The 234-nt window shown below is 62.0% G+C and carries 1 protein-coding gene; it reads left to right on the forward strand.

Annotated features, from left to right (window positions below; translation table 11 throughout):
• Window positions 1-234, forward strand: a 234-nt coding sequence (locus MWC30_RS22450; protein WP_244086384.1) for a 4Fe-4S dicluster domain-containing protein, incomplete at both ends; no start/stop codon positions are given.

The following is a 234-nucleotide window of genomic DNA, read 5'->3' on the forward strand; positions in this document are numbered from 1 at the left end:
GATGCTTCCAGTGCGGGCTGTGCGACGTGGTCTGCCCCTGGAACCGGGTGAGAAACTTCAGCATGCGCAAGCTCGTCCGGGAAGCCACCTTCGGCCTGACGGACATCGAAAGCGAAGAGATCTGGCGTTGCACCACCTGTGGAAGGTGTCCTCAGCAGTGCCCGAGGGACGTCAGGCAAATCGATTCCGGAGTGGCCCTGCGCAGGATCGCCACGGAATACGGGGTTTTTCCCC

Origin of the sequence: Desulforhabdus sp. TSK (assembly GCF_022836495.1) — a bacterium.
Classification (GTDB): domain Bacteria; phylum Desulfobacterota; class Syntrophobacteria; order Syntrophobacterales; family Syntrophobacteraceae; genus Desulforhabdus.